Genomic DNA, 15533 nt, shown 5'->3' on the forward strand with positions numbered 1-15533 from the left:
TTAACCATCCGCCGCGCCCGCTTTGTCGCGCCAGGCCCAGTTCCGGATCTCGGGCATGTCCTCGCCATGTTCGCGAACATAGCGCGTGTGCTCGTTCAGGCCGTCGGCAAATCGGGCCCTCGCATCGGCTGCCCTGGCGCTCAGCCCCGGCACCCGGTCGATCGCCTCGATGGCTAGGTGAAAACGGTCCAGTTCGTTGAGCACCGCCATGTCGAAGGGCGTGGTCGTCGTGCCCTCTTCTTTGTAGCCGCGAACGTGGAAGTTGTCGTGATTGGCCCGTTTGTAGGTCAGCCGGTGAATGAGGTAGGGATAGCCGTGGTAGGCGAAGACCACCGGTCTGCCGGTCGTGAACAGCCTGTCGAATTCCGCGTCCGCCAGGCCGTGGGGGTGCTGCTCCTTGGGTTGCAGCGCCATCAGGTCCATTACGTTGACGACGCGTATGGCGAGATCCGGTATCGCCTGGCGAAGAAGGTCGACAGCCGCGAGCGTCTCCAGCGTCGGCACGTCTCCCGCGCAGGCCATCACCACGTCGGGATCCTCCCCTCCACGCTCGGTTCCCGCCCAATCCCAGATCCCGATGCCGGCCTCGCAATGACGTATGGCGTCGTCCATCGGCAGCCACTGGGAAGCCGGCTGCTTGCCGGCAACGATCACGTTGACCCGATTGTAGGTTCGCAGGCAGTGATCCGTGACCCAGAGCAGCGTATTGGCATCCGGCGGGAAGTAGATGCGCACGATGTCCGCCTTCTTGTTGGCGACGAGATCGACGAAGCCGGGATCCTGGTGGCTGAAACCATTGTGGTCCTGCCTCCACACATGGGAGGTCAACAGATAGTTGAGCGACGCGATCGGCCGCCGCCAGACAAGTTCACGCGAGACCTTCAGCCATTTGGCGTGCTGGTTGAACATGGAATCGACTATGTGGATGAACGCCTCGTAGCATGAGAAGAGGCCGTGCCGGCCGGTCAGCAGGTATCCTTCCAGCCAGCCTTGGCAAAGATGTTCGCTCAGCACCTCCATGACGCGGCCGTCGCGCCCCAGATGCTCGTCATAAGGCTCGATCTTTTCCATCCAGACGCGCTCGGTCGCGTCGAACACGGCGTCCAGCCTGTTTGACGATGTCTCGTCCGGTCCCATGAGCCTGAAATTGCGGGCATCGGCATTCAGCCGTATGACCTCCTCGATGAACGCTCCCATGAGCTTCGTCGCCTCGGCCCTTGCGCCGCCGGGTTTCGGGACCGCGACCCGGAAGTGGCGGAAATCCGGCAATCGCAACTCCTGCTTGAGCATCCCTCCATTGGCATGTGGATTGCTGCCCATGCGCCGCTCGCCGTCCGGCGCCAGGGCCTGTAGCTCGTTTCGAAACCTGCCCGCTTCATCGAAAAGCGTCTCGGGCCGATAGCCGCGCATCCAATTTTCCAGAGCTGCGAGATGGCCTGCATCGTTTCGCGGGTCGGTGATCGGCACCTGGTGCGCGCGCCAGAAACCCTCGACCTTCTTGCCATCCAGCTCCTTCGGGCCGGTCCAGCCCTTCGGGCTTCTCAGCACGATCATCGGCCAGCGGGGCCGATGATCCACTCTGCCGGTCTCGCGCGCTTCCTTCTGGATTTCATCGATCCGATCGAAGACAGTATCGAGCGTTTCGGCCATCAGCCGGTGCATCGCCCGCGGTTCGTCGCCTTCGACGAAAAAAGGTTCATAGCCATATCCAGCCAGCAGGCTCCGCAACTCTTGCGCCTCGATCCGGGCGAGCACCGTCGGGTTCGCGATCTTGTAGCCGTTGAGATGAAGGATCGGCAGGACAGCGCCGTCATGGACCGGATTGAGGAATTTGTTCGAATGCCAGGAGGCTGCCAGCGCGCCCGTTTCCGCCTCGCCGTCGCCGATCACGCAAGCCACGACGAGCTCCGGGTTGTCAAACGCGGCGCCATAGGCGTGAGCCAGCGCATAGCCGAGTTCGCCGCCCTCGTGGATCGACCCCGGCGTTTCCGCGGCCGCATGGCTCGGGATGCCGCCCGGAAAGGAGAATTGGCGAAAGAGCTTGCGCAACCCATCCTCGTCGCGACTGACCTCGGGATAGATTTCGCTGTAGCTCCCTTCGAGATAGGTATTGGCGACCATCCCCGGTCCACCATGGCCTGGGCCGCAAATGTAGATTACGTCGGCATCACGCTGCCTGATGATGCGATTGAGATGGACGTAGATGAAATTCAGCCCAGGCGTGGTCCCCCAGTGGCCAAGCAGGCGAGGTTTGATGTGCTCCGGCCGCAACGGCTCCTTCAGCAGCGGGTTGTCGATCAGATAGATCTGTCCGACCGACAGAAAATTCGCCGCCCGCCAATAACGGTCGATAAGATCGAGCTCTCCTTGTTCAGGCCGGCTACGCATTGCCCGCACGAGTTTCTCCTTGGCAAAGCTGGTTGAAATACGATGCGTCCCGCCCGCATTGAATAATCCGACAGCGAAGTCGAGGTTCCCATGAAATGCGAGCCGCACCACGCGGGCGGCCGGGTAAATCTTGCCTCAGCCGCGGATTTCACCATCTAAGGGCGATGCCATCGCCCGGATCCAGCAATCCCACGGACCCTCGCCAGGACGACCTCTTTGGTGCGCCCGACAGCTTGCCGGAAGGATTTCGTTACCGGCCCGAACTGATCACGCTGGCGCAGGAAGCTGAACTGGTGCGGGAGCTCGAGAGCCTGCCCTTCCAGCCATTCGATTTCCACGGCTATCTCGCCAATAGGCGCGTGGCAGGCTTCGGCCTGCGCTACGACTATGAGCGGCGCCAGGTGATGGAGGCGCCGCCCATACCAGGTTTCTTGCTGCCCTTGAGGGACAAGGTAGCCGGCTTTGCCGGCCTGCCTGCCACCAATTTCGTGCAGGTCCTGATCAACGAATATCGGCCGGGCGCCGGCATCGGATGGCATCGCGACAAGCCGCACTTCGGCATTGTCGCCGGAGTGTCGCTGTTGGCTGCGTGCAGTTTCCGCCTGCGCCGCAGGAACGGTGCGAAATGGGACCGCGAAACCGTCACGGTCGAGCCGAGATCCGCATATCTGATGGCGGGCGCCTCGCGGACCGAGTGGGAGCACAGCATACCGCCGGTGAAAGAGCATCGCTATTCGATCACGTTGCGGACGCTCCGGCCGTTGTGATTGTCGGACAGCGACTGCGACAGCCGGTGCAGCATCTCGCGTGAACTGCCGAAGCGAAGAAATTTCGGCCGGGCATGAAACTTTCCCTGCCACCGATGGTTTTGCCGACGGGTTTTGCGGGTGAGCGATTCGATTGAGGAGGCGGCGATGAGCGCTACCGGACTCGAGATTTTCGACAAGACCACCCAAACCACCAATGTCTGGCTGGACGAGATCATGGCCGACCACGGACAGGATCGCCAGTTCGCTTGGCACCTGCTCGGCGTCGTCTTGCGCACCGTCAGGGACCGGCTTCCGGTCGACATGGCTTCGCATCTTGGAGCGCAGTTGCCGCTGCTCGTGCGCGGCACCTACTATGAGCAGTTCGAGCCGTCACGCATGCCGCAAAAGAGCCGTTCCCTGGAAGAGTTTCTCGGCCCCGTTGAGCAGGGCATGGACGATACGCGTCCCGTCGACCCGAAAGCCGCGGTTCAATCGGTCTTCAAGGTCCTCTTTCACCATATCGACCCCGGCCAGATCAGAAAGGTCCGCGCCTCGCTGCCTGAGGACGTACGGCAGCTCTGTCCCGATCCCGATACGAAACACTGAACCTCCTCCCGGTTCGAGAGGCCGGCGTGCTCAATAAAGGAAATCCGCCATGCCCAATGCCGCCGAAATCCTCGTCGACACGCTGATCAACTGGAAAGTGGAGGTCGTCTTCGGCCTGCCGGGCGACGGCATAAACGGCATCATGGAGGCGTTGCGCACCCGTCAGGACCGCATCCGGTTCGTCCAGGTCAGGCACGAGGAATCTGCCGCCTTCATGGCGTGCGCCTATGCCAAATGGACCGGCAGGCTGGGCGTCTGCCTGGCCACCTCGGGACCGGGGGGCACACACCTCCTTACCGGGCTCTATGACGCCAAGCTCGACCAGGCTCCCGTGCTTGCCATCACCGGCATGCAGTTCCACGACCTTATCGAGACTTTTACGCAGCAGGACGTCGACCTGACCCGCGCCTTCAACGACGTAGCGATCTTCAACGCACAGGTCTCCGATGCCGCCCATATGGAAAACCTGGCCGGTCTCGCCTGCCGCTCGGCCCTTGCCCGGCGCGGCGTCGCCCATCTGTCGATTGCCAGCGATGTACAGGAAAACGAGTTGCCCGAGGCGGACCGCTCGAAGCGAAACCGGCCCTCGCACACCCCCGATCGATGGTTCGAAGGCAGCCGGCTTCCGGCTGCCGACCAGCTCGACCAGGCGGTTGAGATTCTCAATGCAGCGAAAAAAGTCGCTATCCTGGCCGGGCGCGGCGCACTCGGCGCGCGCGAAGAACTTGAACGCGCGTCGGACCTGCTGGCGGCGCCCGTCGCCAAGGCGCTGCTCGGCAAAGCCGTGCTGCCCGACGACCATCCGAATACGACCGGCGGCATCGGCATTCTCGGCACCCGCGCCTCGCAGGATGCGCTGAGCAAATGCGACGCCCTGCTGATCGTCGGATCGACCTTCCCCTACATCGAATACTATCCTGAACCCGGCAAGGCGCGCGGCGTCCAGATCGACCGTGACGCGCAGAGGATCGGCCTGCGCTATCCCGTCGAGGCGGGGCTTGTAGGCGATACCGCCGAAACCTTGCGCCTTCTCAACGAACGCCTCGAGCGCAAGAGCGACCGCTCCTTCCTGGGAAAGGCGCGGCAGGAAATGACCCGCTGGCGCAACGCAATGGCATTGTCCGAAGCCAAGCCGGACGTGCCGCTGAAGCCGCAACTCGTGGTCAAGGCGTTCGGCAGGCGTATGCCCGAGAACGCGATCCTGGCAGCCGATTCAGGACAGAATACCGAGATGGCTGCCAGGCACATCGACATGAAGGCCGGACAGGCGTTCGGGGTTTCTGGAGCGCTCGCCTCGATGGCCTGCGGCCTTCCCTATGCGATTGCCGCCGGCATTGCCTTTCCGGGGCGCCCTATCTTCGCAGTGGTTGGGGATGGTGGGCTTGCCATGCAACTCGGCGAATTCTCGACTGCGGTACGGCACGGCATTCCCCTCAAGGTCCTCGTGCTCAAGAACGGCATGCTGAACCAGATCGCCTGGGAGCAGATGATGTTCCTTGGCAATCCGCAATTCGGCTGCGAGCTGCAGCCCATCGATTTCGCCATGGCCGCCGAGGCCATGGGCGGCATCGGCTACAGCGTCTCGCGGCCGGAAGAGGTCGAGGGCGTGCTTGAGGCGGCCTTCGCCACGCAGGGACCGGTGATCATCGAGGCCGTCGTGGACGCCTATGAGCCAATGATGCCGCCCAGGATGCCGCCGGATTATGCGAGGAATTTCCGCAAGGCGCTGCCGGACACGCCTGGACACGACCAGATCGAGGACAATGTCGGCGAGGAGCCGCTGAAGTCCATGATGAACGAAGTTTCCGAGGAAGCGTAGGCACAGCCGATCTCGCCCCACGTCCGCGACGGATGGCGACGTGCGCGGCGACACTGCATAGGGATACTTCTACCGAGTCCGTGGGATCGGTATCGGCGCCCCGACCATCGCGGAAGTCTCGGGCCATGTACCGCTTCGGGGCAGATCCTGCTGTTGCAAGAGTGAAAGGGTCGTGCGGCAGAACTACCGCAAGCCACTGTTCTTGCATGGCAACTTAGCATCAAAAAATTTTTGGGACCCCTCTTGAAGAGATTTCTGGCCGTTCCCAGATCGTTTCGCGTCGAGGCTCCGGCTCGATGAAAAAGGCGTCGCGACACCTGCGGCGTCCCATGTTGCTTTTCGGAGGATATGGATATGAGAAGCGTGGATTTTGCACCCCTTTACCGCACGACGGTCGGCTTCGACCGTCTTTTCGACATGCTCGACAGCAGCATTCGCTCGGACTGGCCTCCCTACAACATTGAAAAGAAGAATGAGAACAATTACCGCATCACCATGGCGGTAGCAGGCTACGACCTGGACGAGCTCGAACTCGTGCAGAACGGCGCCGAACTGTGCGTTACCGGACGCAAGAAGCCCGATCCAGAGCAGCGGCAAGTTCTCCACCAAGGCCTTGCGACAGGTAATTTCAGACAGGCCTTCAGGCTGGCCGACCACCTAAGGGTGAAGGCTGCGACGCTGAACTGCGGTTTGCTCGCCATCGAGCTCGTGCGTGAGGTGCCCGAGGAACTCAAGCCGCGTCGCATCGAGATTGGCGTCCGCGGCCCTGAAAATACAACGAAGTCGATAAGCCAGGATGTGTCGCGCAAGGCGGCCTAGAATGTCGCAACAACCTGCGGTCCGCCTCCCGGCAACGCCGGGAAGCCAAGATTGCGGAGAACGGAGATGAGAAGCGAAGCTGATATCTTTCTTCAAGCCGGCACAAGAAAACCGACCCGCATCGACGTCTCGCCGGTGCCGAAAAACCCCGGCGACGTTCTCAACTGCTCAACCATGAGCCTTGAGGCGAAGCGTGCCTTGCTTGCCTCATGGGCCTCGGACGCGCATGCGGTTGACGACGCTCCGTCGCTGCGCAGGCTGGATGACGGCTCGGTCATGAATGTGGATGAGATCCTTCGCGCGCTGAAGGCACTGGATGAGCGCGAGCAAGGGCATCCGCCGCACAGGGCGGCGTCTCGGTCCCAGCGGCGTTCTTTCGGCCGCTTCCGTCGAGGGAGTTGGTCCCGCTGGATCGCGGGCATCCGAGGTGAAGACGATGATGACGATCCACCTCCGAGCCCGGTCTGCGCGGCGATCCCGCCGAGGGCAGGCGGTGGCGGGGCATTTTCCCTGCCGGAACCTGAAGCAGCCTAGAGCAATCCCGGGAAAAGCGCATACCGCTTTTCCCTGGAAATTACGTGGAAACAAACAGTTAGAGCAGTTCGGCGTCTCGTGAAACGATGAACTGCCCCAATGAAGGGGTTGGGGCCAACCCCTCAAAAGCATCCAGCCAATGGAGGAAGTTCATGAATGACAAAATGTTCGAGCAGCCTGTTCTGGTGAAGAACGGGGATTTCATGATCGAGGAAGTAGCGTGCCTCGAAGATGCATTCGAGTTTCTGCAGAATTGGCCCCGGAACCGCAGAGGCCCGATTTTCGAAACCGCCCTGCGCGCGTGTCAACGCGCCTATGACGGCCATGTCCCAGCCTCGCTGGCACGCGATGCTTTTGCCGGCTTTGCGCGCTCGGCCAGGATCCTTGAAGACGTCTCGACCTCCATACCCTGGATGGCGGGGATCAAGACGGGCAGAGGCGGCATTTCCGCCTGAGGAGAACGTTCGCCGAACCTTCGGTTTCAAGTATGTCAGGTTCCGAGCAAAGTCATGGAGAGCGCCTAATTCCGTAGGTCGTGCCGCCGGCAGGGCGCGGTGACCGGTGCTAACGCCGGTCACCATGCTTGGCGGTGCCGGTCAGCGGAACATCGAGCCGCCATCAACGTCGAGCGCCGCGCCATAGACGAAGCTCGCGGCGTCCGAGCAAAGGAATAGGATCGCGGCGGCCATGTCGTCGGGCCGGCCCATGCGGCGCATCGGCAAATTGGCCGCGATGCGGTCCTTGAGAGCCTGGTCGATATGGGAATGCATCGGCGAATCGGTCGGCCCCGGATTGAGGGCGTTGATGCGCACCTTCTTTCCCGCCAATTCGCGCGCAACCGACTTCACCAGCGACAGCGTGCCGGCCTTGGACGCCGCATAGGCGGTGTCGGCGATGAGCCCGCCGCCGCCATGCACACCGGCGTCGGAGGCCACGCACACGATATTCCCCCCGCCGGCATTGCCTTGCATGCGCTGCACCGCCCCCTGGACGGTGAAGAAGGTGCCCAGCAGATTGACGCCGAGGACGCGCTGCCAGTGCGCCCAATCCTGCTCCGCGATTCTCTTGGCAGTGATGATCGCCGCGCAGGTCACGACGTTGTCGAGCCGCGCCAGCCTGGCGTCGCAATAGTCGAACATGCGCGCGATGCTGTCGGGGTCGCCCATGTCGGCCACCACCTTGTGCGGTGGGGTCCCGGCCCTTCCGCTCAATTCGTCATGGCGCTTCGCCAACCCCTCGGTATCGCGGTCGCACATCACGACCTCGGCGCCCTTGGAAAGAAAGGCACGGGCGGTCTCGAAACCCATGCCGCTCGCGGCACCGGTCACCAGCACGGTCTTGCCGGCAAAACTGTCCTGGGCAAACGTCGCATAAGGGTCGATCATGATGTCTCCGTGAACAGTAAGGGTTGGCCGGCGGCAACGTTTGGCGAGGCGTGTTCAGGCCTTCAGGTGCAGCGTCACGAGCACGCTGCACTCCGCGCCGCTGTCGAAACGCGCCGCGACGCGCAGCCAGTTGCCAAAATGGCTAAGCCGCGCCATTGCCATGCCGTCGCGCTCGGCCGGCATGACAAACTCGGTGCCTTCGCGCAGCCAGTGCATTCCATCCGGCGAGATCTCGATCCACGCCGTTGCCGCAGGGCCGACAGGTTGCTTCAACGCGCGCACGAAGAAGATCGCCTCGCGCGCCCATCCTGCCTCGTAAGGCTCGCTGGCGGCCTCGCCGCGCCAGCGCTCGTTGCGCGAGACGACCGCGGTGATGTTCTCGGGCAGCATCAGAAGTCTCCGGAAATGCAGATGGAATCGACATAGAGGAAGGCCCGTTTGGCAACGTCGGTTTCAGCGAAGAGGCCGAAATTGAGCATGCACCACAGGTTCTTCATCGCCGGAATGCGGATCGAATCGAATCCCGAGAGATCGAAGCTGCGATCGTTGCAGCGCAGCCCGAGCGCCGTCATCGATTCCAGATCGAAATCGAAGCACAGATAAGTCCAGTTCACCTTGGTGGGGATCTCGTTGTAGCACAGGCGCTGCGATCCGCCGGGAAGGTCGAGCCATCCCTCCGGCGACAGGTGATAGTGGCTGATCGTCTTGTCGTCGCTGCCGATCGGGATGATCTTCTCGGTCTCGCGCTTGTATTGCCATTTTTGCAAGTGCTGGCCGTCGAGCGCGTTCAAAAAGCGCAGATGCGGCATGACCCGATCGCTGTTGCTATCCTGGTCTCCGCCCTGCAGGTCGAACAGGAAGCCGACGGAGCGCACATCGGTTTCGGACAGCTTCAGCGCATTGGCTTCGGGCTTGAAGGTGAAATACATTTCGAAGCGGATCGGTCCGCGCTTCCTGAATGTGTGGCGTTTGATGGCGACGTTGCGGGCTCCCGGCAGGGGACGTGTCGCAACCTTCAACGCATAGGATGAATCCATCCCCCCGTGTGAGCCGGCGTCCCAGTGCGCGAGCGTCGACAGCATCGCGCTGGTATGTTGCGCGTAGCCCGGCAGCATGGTGTCCAGATCGTTCTCATAGTTGCCGACAAGCTGCGACCAGCCGCAATGGCCGCGCGCGAAATCGTCGAACGACAATATCCGCGGCAGCGGGTCGAAGCGGCTGAGCGCGGGGTCCGCGCGCAACAACGCCAGCCGCATCGCCTCGGCGAGGTCAGCGCCCTGGTTTGGAACCTGGTTCTTCATCTCGGCCTCATCCGGCTTTCAGTTTCTTGACGGCGTCCCAGTCGATCTCGATGCCGAGCCCGGGTTTCTGCGGGACGTCGAGCGTGCCGTTCTTCTGCCTGACGCAACCGGGCGCGAGATCGGCCAGGCTGGCCTTGAACGGGCTGGCGTCGCACTCGCACTCCATGACGCCAAAGTTCGGCATCGCGGCTGACAGATGGACGCTTGCGGTCTCGCAGACGATGCCCGACATGCCGATATGCGGCGCGTAGCGGACATCATGCGCCGCGGCGTAGTCGGCCATGCGACGCGTCTCGGAGATGCCGCCCGCGCGCGCCACGTCGGGCTGCAGCACGGACAGGGTCCGGTTGGCGATCAGGCGCTGCGCCTGGTCCAACGTGAAATTGCTCTCGCCCGCGGCCAGCGGCACGTCGCAGCGCCGGCGCAGTTCCTCATAACCCTGCTCGTTTTCCGGTTGCAGCGGCTCCTCGAACCAGAAATAGCCGTTTGCCGAAAGCGCATGACCTACCTCGACCGCCTCGTCCAGATTGTAGGCCCAGTTCGCATCGACGCAGAGCCCGATCGCATCGCCGGCGCGCTTGCGGATGCGCTCGATCCGTTTGCAGGCTTCGCGCACGGGCCGCGCCATCTTAACCTTGATGCGCGTAAAGCCCTCGCCGAGATAACGATCGAGTTCAGCGTCGGCGGCATCGTCGTCGACCCAGTTGACCGCGGCGGCATAGACGTCGATGCGGTCGCGTCCGACACCGCCGAGAAGCTTCGCGATCGGCTGCCCGGTCGCCTTGCCCAATATATCCCATAGCGCGATGTCCACGCCGGCGATGGCCTCGATCAGCACGCCGCCCGCCCTGCCCGAAAGCACGCGGCGCATGGACTGCCATAGGGCGCCGATGTTGCGCGCGTCCTGGCCGAGCAGGCGCGGCTTGAGCGAGCTTTCGATCAGCTCGACATAAGCCTTGGGCGAGAACCGCGCCAGGGTTTCGCCTACGCCGACAATGCCCTCGCTCGTGCGCACTTCGACCAGGACCAGCGAGACCTTTTCATAGACGCCCCAGGACGTGACCGTGGGCCGGGGCAATGTCTGGCTGAGGGGATGGGCAATCACCTCGGCAATCTTCAGCGGCCCCGCCGCGATTGGATCGCTCACGTGCATCGGCTCCAGATTTCTCCCTTGGTCCTCTCGCACCGCCTTCATAGCTTTCACTTGTAAACTTAGCAACCAAAAAACTTAGTTGCTATGTTCGGGAAAACCGTGCTAGTGAGCTCGGAAAGGATTCCGAATGCCCCTGGACGAAGCACGCAAGCCGATTTTCTCCGCGAAACTCGCGAGCCCTTCCCGCCTCGCGGACGGCGTCTCGGATGCGATCGCCGCGGCGTTGTTCGACGGACGCATCGCGCCTGGCGAAGCGCTGCCGCCGGAAGGCGAGATCGCCCGGGAATTCGGCGTCTCCAAGCCCATCGCACGCGAGGCGCTGCGCCAGTTGACCAGCGCCGGCCTCGTTTCGACGCAGCAAGGAAAAGTTGCCCGCGCCAAGGCACTCAGCGGCGAGCCGATGGAGCGCATCTACGCCTATGCGGTCCGTTCGAGCCTGACGCGGCTTCAGGAAGCCAACGAGATGCGCCGCGTCATCGAGGTTGGCATAGCCAGGCTGGCCGCCGAGCGCCGCGATCCGCGCGGCCTGGAAATGATGCGCCAGGCCGTGCTCGACATGCACGCCGGCATCGGCAGGCCTGGCGATTTCACGCAAGCCGACATTCTGTTCCACCTCGGCCTCGCGACGGCCACGGGCAACTCCATGATCCGTATTCAGATGGAAGGGATGCGGTCTGTCCAACGCGAGGTTTCGGAACTGTTCTCCCAGCGCTCCAACCGCACGGAAGCGGATTGGAGGGCCACCGTCGAACGGCACCAGGCGATCTACGACGCGATCATGGCGGGCGACACCGATCTCGCGGACCGGCGCATTCACGAGCATTTCGACGCGGCCGACATCGCCTCGTTCGAGGTGGCCGGCAAGCTCGGGGAGCCGTCGCCGTGAGCAAGGACCGTTTTTCCCTTGCCGGACGGCGGGCGCTGGTGACCGGCGCCAGCTCCGGCATCGGGCGCGCGGTTGCGATCGCCCTGGCGCAGCATGGCGCCAGCGTCGCGCTGCATCACTTCGGTGACGCCGCCGGCGCGCGCGAAACGGCTGCCGCTATCGGCCCGGGCACCGCGGTTCTCGAGGCCGATTTCACCGATAGCAAGTCAATGTCGGCCTTTACCGATGAAGCCGCCGGCGCCGGGCCCATCGACATCCTCGTCTCGAACGGCGCGATCGAGCGGCGCCGTGCATGGAGCGAGATCGACGAAGCGCATATCCAGGCCCATGTGGCGGCAAACTTCACGGCCCTGCTCACCTTGGCCACGCGGCTCGTTCCCGCCATGGCCAAGCGCGGATGGGGACGCGTGGTCGCGACCGGCAGCGTGATGGCGAGGCGTCCGCGCGCGGAAACGATCGTCTATGCCTCGCTGAAGGCGGCGCAACTTACGGCGGTGCGCGCCCTGGCGCGCGAGGTTGCGCCGCATGGCGTCACCATGAATGTGGTATCGCCCGGCGCGATCGAGACGGAGGCAACGGCCGAGCGCTACCGGGACGCCGCCTTCCGCCAAGCGGTCGCCGCGAAGATTCCCGCCGGCCGCCACGGCCAGGCCGACGACCTCGTCGGCGCCTTCGTTTTTCTGTGCAGCGACGCCGCCCGCTACGTCACCGGGGCTGACCTGCCCGTTGACGGCGGTTGGACGATCGGCGACGCGCCCGGCGCGCTGCCGGGGACAACGGCATGACAAGTCGCCGCCGCCTGCCGGCCCGTTCGTTGCGCGCCCGCAGTTGTTGATTGGACCATCGGCGTTTCGGGAGGAAACCATGAAGACCGCAATAAAGCTTGCACTATCGACCTTGGCGCTGTGCGCCCTGTCGGCGCACTCGCTGGCCCAGGAACTCCGAGTGACCGTGTGGACGGGCAGCGAGGCCCACCTCAAGATGCTGAACGGCATCGCCCAGGGCTTCATCGCCAAGCATCCGGGCGTCACGGTGAAATTCGAGACCGTTCCGGTCGCCGACTACACGCAGAAGCTCACTTTCCAGGTCGCCGGGGGCAACGCCCCCGACATCGCCTGGATGATGGAGGATGCCGCACCCGCCTTCGAGAACGCCGGGCTGCTGATGGACATCGGCCCGACGCTCAAGGCGACCGAGGGATACAATTTCGACGATTTCTCCCAGCCCGCCATGGCGCTCTGGCAGAAGGACGGCAAGGTCTACGGCGTGCCCTTCTCCACCTCGCCTTTCCTGATCTACTACAACAAGGACATGTTCGACAAAGCAGGTGTCGAAGATCCCAACCAGCTCGCCGCGAAGGGCGAGTGGAACATGCAGAAATTCCAGGAGGTCGCCAAGAAGATCACCGAGGCCAATCCCGGCAAATGGGGCTTCGAATTCAAGGATGGCGAAGGTTACGCATCGCGTATGACGCACGCCTTGCTGCCGCCCGTGCGCGCTTACGGCGGTGATCTGTGGGCCGACGGCCAGTGCGGCCTCGACAAGCCTGAAGCGGTGGCTGCCATCAAGCAGCTCCATGATATGGTGTTCAAGGACAGGTCGATCGTGCCGCCGGGAGAGCAGGGCGACTACTTCTCCGGCAATTCGGCGATGACCGTGAACCAGATCTCGCGAGCCTCGAAGATGCCCGAGGCAGGCTTCAAATGGGGCATCGCCCCCTTGCCTTCGGGACCCGCCGGCGAAGCTCCGGTCATCGGCCAGGCCGCGCTGACAGTCTTTGCGTCCGGCAAGAACAAGGAGCTTGCCGCGCAACTGGTGGCCGACATGACCAGCAAGGACAATGTGGCTGTCATGGCCCAGTTCTTTCCGCCGGCCCGCAAGAGCGTCCTGGAGAGCGACGCCTTCGTCAACTCCAACAAGCTGATCCCGCCCGAGCAGATGAAAAGCGTCGCCGCAGCGATCGTCAACGGCCGCGTTCACCCTTCGCATGAGCATGTGCCGCAGATATTCGCCGCGATGGCGCCGCGCGTCGACGCGCTGTGGCGGGCCGACGCCAATGTCGAAGAGGCGCTGAAGGGCGTCTGCGCCGCCATTCAGCCATTGCTCTGACAGGATTTCGGTTCATGGCCGGCATGGCATCCCGGGACAATGCGGCGCGCCCTGCCAGCGCGCCGTGGCTGAGCTTGAAGGCCAGGGAGATGCTGGAGGCATGGCTGTTCGTCAGCCCGACCTTGATCGGCTTCCTGGTCTTCTTCCTTGGGCCGCTGGTCGCCATCTTCTATTATTCGACGACCGAGTGGAACCTGCTCAGCCAGCAGGCGACCTTCGTCGGGCTTCGCAATTTCCAGAATGCGCTGCTGGAGAACCCCGACTTCTGGCATGTCGTGCGCAATTCCGTGATCTTCGCGCTGGGGCTCGTTCCCCTGAACATGGCGCTGGCGCTCTCCCTCGCGCTGGCGCTTTCGCGGCCGTTCTTCGGTGTCGTCTTCTTTCGCACGGTCTTCTTCGCGCCGGTGGTCACATCGGCAATCGCCTGGGCCATCGTCTGGAAATTCATGCTGCAGGGCGAAGGCGGCGCCGTGAACCAGATGCTCGCCTGGATCGGCATCGATGGCCCGAATTGGTTGCGCGAGCCCAACTGGGCGATGGCGGCCGTCATCGTCACCCGAGTCATCAAGATGGTCGGCCTCAACATGATCCTCTACATCGCCGCGCTCCAATCGATACCGCGCGACTACGAGGAGGCAGCGGCGCTGGAAGGCGCCTCGCGCTGGCAGGTCTTTCGCATGATCACCTGGCCGCTGCTCGCGCCGACGACGCTGGTCATCATGGTTCTGACGACGATCGGCTCGTTCAAGGTGTTCGACCACATCTACCAGATGACCGGCGGCGGCCCGGAAAACGGCACCCTGGTGCTGGCCTTCTACATCTATCAGCAAGGCTTCAAATTCTTCAACGTCGGCTACGCGGCCGCGCTGGCCCTGATCATGTTCGTCATCGTGATGGCGCTCACCCTCGTGCAGGTGATGTTGCGGCGGAAGGAGATGGAGTGACCCAGCGCCGGACCGAGATTCTCTATCGCATCTGCTGGACCATGGCGCTGCTGCTTTTGGCCGTGCCCTTCGTGTTCCCGTTCCTGTGGATGATTTCCGGCGGCTTCAAGAGCACCACCGAAATCTTCGGCGCGCCGACCTTGATTCCCCGCGTCTGGCGCTTCGAGAACTTCGCGGAAGTGTTCACCTATCAGCCCTTCGCGCGGCAGTATTTCAACTCGCTCTACATCGCCGCGACGGTGACGGTGCTGACCTTGTTCATCGCCTCGCTCGCGGGCTACGCGCTGGCGCGCATCCGCTTTGCCGGCGCCGGGCTGTTGATGCTGTTCCTGATGATGGCACTGATGGTGCCGGAAGAGGTCACCATCATCCCTAATTTCTTCCTGATCCGCGCCATGGGCCTGATCGACACGCACTGGCCGCTCATCCTTCTGCCGGTCTTCGGCCCGCAGGGCGTCGTGGCGACCTTCCTGATGCGTCAGTTCTTCCTGGCGCTACCCAGGGAACTCGAAGAGGCCGGCAAGATGGACGGCCTCTCGCGCTTCGGCGTCTGGTTGAAGATCGCCCTGCCCATGGCGCGGCCGGCGCTTGCGGCGGTTGCGATCATCACCTTCCTGCATTCGTGGAACCTGTTCCTCGAACCGCTGATCTTCCTCAGTTCGCTTGAAAAATTCACGCTGCCGCTGGCGCTGTCCAACTTCAACGACAGCTACGGCCTGCCCTTGTGGAACCTGCAATTGGCGGCGACGAGCCTGGCCGTGGTTCCCATCCTCATCATCTATCTGATCGCCCAGCGCCAGATCATCGAGAGCTTCGCCCTCTCCGGCGTCAAGGGATAAG

The 15533-nt window shown here is 63.1% G+C and carries 15 protein-coding genes; 10 read left to right on the top strand and 5 right to left on the bottom strand.

The window, feature by feature from the left end:
* Positions 1-2388: a phosphoketolase family protein gene (locus FJ986_RS23960; protein WP_140676119.1), complete on the bottom strand. Its 2388-nt coding sequence runs from the start codon at positions 2386-2388 to the stop codon at positions 1-3.
* A gap of 164 nt (positions 2389-2552) precedes the next feature.
* On the opposite strand from FJ986_RS23960, the gene FJ986_RS23965 reads away from it, so the two are divergent.
* From FJ986_RS23965 to FJ986_RS23990, 5 genes are all read left to right on the top strand, one after another.
* Positions 2553-3155, top strand: a complete 603-nt coding sequence (locus FJ986_RS23965) for an alpha-ketoglutarate-dependent dioxygenase AlkB (RefSeq protein WP_140522269.1) — start codon at positions 2553-2555, stop codon at positions 3153-3155.
* 147 nt (positions 3156-3302) lie between these two features.
* Positions 3303-3743 carry a DUF2267 domain-containing protein gene (locus FJ986_RS23970; RefSeq protein ID WP_140522271.1) on the top strand — a complete coding sequence of 147 codons (441 nt, stop codon included), beginning with the start codon at positions 3303-3305 and terminating at the stop codon, positions 3741-3743.
* Positions 3744-3792: 49 nt separating this feature from the next.
* Positions 3793-5562 (top strand): thiamine pyrophosphate-dependent enzyme, encoded by a 1770-nt coding sequence (locus FJ986_RS23975; RefSeq protein ID WP_140676001.1) that lies wholly within the window; start codon positions 3793-3795, stop codon positions 5560-5562.
* 354 nt (positions 5563-5916) lie between these two features.
* Positions 5917-6381, top strand: a complete 465-nt coding sequence (locus FJ986_RS23980; RefSeq protein ID WP_140676004.1) for an Hsp20 family protein — start codon at positions 5917-5919, stop codon at positions 6379-6381.
* A 686-nt stretch (positions 6382-7067) separates the two neighbouring features.
* The gene (locus FJ986_RS23990; RefSeq protein ID WP_140496450.1) at positions 7068-7370 is read left to right on the top strand and encodes a DUF982 domain-containing protein; all 303 of its coding nucleotides are present in this window, start codon (positions 7068-7070) and stop codon (positions 7368-7370) included.
* Between the two features lie 141 nt (positions 7371-7511).
* Here the strand turns inward: FJ986_RS23990 and FJ986_RS23995 are convergent, their stop codons facing one another.
* The 4 genes from FJ986_RS23995 to FJ986_RS24010 are packed head-to-tail and all read right to left on the bottom strand — an operon-like array spanning position 7512 to position 10748.
* The gene (locus FJ986_RS23995; RefSeq protein ID WP_140496163.1) at positions 7512-8300 is read right to left on the bottom strand and encodes an SDR family oxidoreductase; all 789 of its coding nucleotides are present in this window, start codon (positions 8298-8300) and stop codon (positions 7512-7514) included.
* Between the two features lie 54 nt (positions 8301-8354).
* Positions 8355-8690 carry a hypothetical protein gene (locus FJ986_RS24000; RefSeq protein ID WP_140496164.1) on the bottom strand — a complete coding sequence of 112 codons (336 nt, stop codon included), beginning with the start codon at positions 8688-8690 and terminating at the stop codon, positions 8355-8357.
* Positions 8690-9556, bottom strand: a complete 867-nt coding sequence (locus tag FJ986_RS24005; RefSeq protein ID WP_140556704.1) for a DUF6772 family protein — start codon at positions 9554-9556, stop codon at positions 8690-8692. The genes FJ986_RS24000 and FJ986_RS24005 overlap by 1 nt, the downstream gene beginning before the upstream one ends.
* A 52-nt stretch (positions 9557-9608) precedes the next feature.
* On the bottom strand, positions 9609-10748 hold the full coding sequence (locus FJ986_RS24010) for a mandelate racemase/muconate lactonizing enzyme family protein (protein ID WP_246671676.1): 1140 nt from the start codon (positions 10746-10748) through the stop codon (positions 9609-9611).
* 133 nt (positions 10749-10881) lie between these two features.
* Between FJ986_RS24010 and FJ986_RS24015 the strand changes: the two genes are divergently transcribed.
* The 5 genes from FJ986_RS24015 (at position 10882) to FJ986_RS24035 (ending at position 15532) form a co-directional block, all read left to right on the top strand.
* The gene (locus FJ986_RS24015) at positions 10882-11640 is read left to right on the top strand and encodes a FadR/GntR family transcriptional regulator (RefSeq protein WP_140513598.1); all 759 of its coding nucleotides are present in this window, start codon (positions 10882-10884) and stop codon (positions 11638-11640) included.
* The gene (locus FJ986_RS24020) at positions 11637-12425 is read left to right on the top strand and encodes an SDR family oxidoreductase (protein WP_140676007.1); all 789 of its coding nucleotides are present in this window, start codon (positions 11637-11639) and stop codon (positions 12423-12425) included. Before FJ986_RS24015 ends, FJ986_RS24020 begins: the two co-directional genes overlap by 4 nt.
* 79 nt (positions 12426-12504) lie before the next feature.
* On the top strand, positions 12505-13749 hold the full coding sequence (locus FJ986_RS24025) for a sugar ABC transporter substrate-binding protein (protein WP_140496168.1): 1245 nt from the start codon (positions 12505-12507) through the stop codon (positions 13747-13749).
* Between the two features lie 23 nt (positions 13750-13772).
* Positions 13773-14693, top strand: coding sequence for a sugar ABC transporter permease (locus FJ986_RS24030; RefSeq protein WP_140496454.1), 921 nt, complete (start codon positions 13773-13775; stop codon positions 14691-14693).
* Positions 14690-15532, top strand: a complete 843-nt coding sequence (locus tag FJ986_RS24035) for a carbohydrate ABC transporter permease (RefSeq protein WP_140496169.1) — start codon at positions 14690-14692, stop codon at positions 15530-15532. Before FJ986_RS24030 ends, FJ986_RS24035 begins: the two co-directional genes overlap by 4 nt.
* The last annotated feature ends 1 nt before the right edge of the window (position 15533 follow it).

The organism is Mesorhizobium sp. B1-1-1, assembly GCF_006442955.1.
Taxonomy (GTDB): Bacteria; Pseudomonadota; Alphaproteobacteria; order Rhizobiales; family Rhizobiaceae; genus Mesorhizobium.